Below are 437 nucleotides of genomic sequence, written 5' to 3' on the forward strand. Positions count from 1 at the left end.
TGCCGCTGTCGCGCCACAGCGTCAGCAGCAGGGTCTGCATCTGCTCGCGGGTAAAGGCATCCAGCGCGCCAAAGGGCTCGTCAAGCAGCAGCAGCTGCGGATCCGCCGCCAGCGCGCGTGCGATGCCAACGCGCTGACGCTGACCGCCGGAAAGCTGCCAGACGGGACGATTTTCCGCCCCTTCAAGCCCGACCTTTTTTAGCAGCCGCCGCGCGATAGCGTTGCGTTCGCTGCGCGCCATTCCGGCGAGCTGAAGACCAAAGGCGACATTGTCCAGCACGTTGCGCCAGGGCAGCAGCCCCTCATGCTGAAACACCACGCCGCGCTCCGCGCCCGGCCCGCTGATAGCGTTGCCTTCCAGCGTGATGCTGCCGGACTCTACCGGCAAAAAGCCGGCGATCAGGTTAAGCAGCGTTGTTTTGCCGCAGCCCGACGGG

The 437-nt window shown here is 65.9% G+C and carries 1 protein-coding gene; it reads right to left on the reverse strand.

All coding sequences use genetic code 11. From position 1 onward, the window contains the following. Window positions 1-437 (reverse strand): ATP-binding cassette domain-containing protein (locus B3797_RS03000; RefSeq protein WP_311790337.1); only part of this gene is annotated, 437 nt, incomplete at both ends.

Origin of the sequence: Pantoea sp. UBA5923 (genome assembly GCF_002431095.1) — a bacterium.
Taxonomy (GTDB): domain Bacteria; phylum Pseudomonadota; class Gammaproteobacteria; order Enterobacterales; family Enterobacteriaceae; genus Pantoea; species Pantoea piersonii.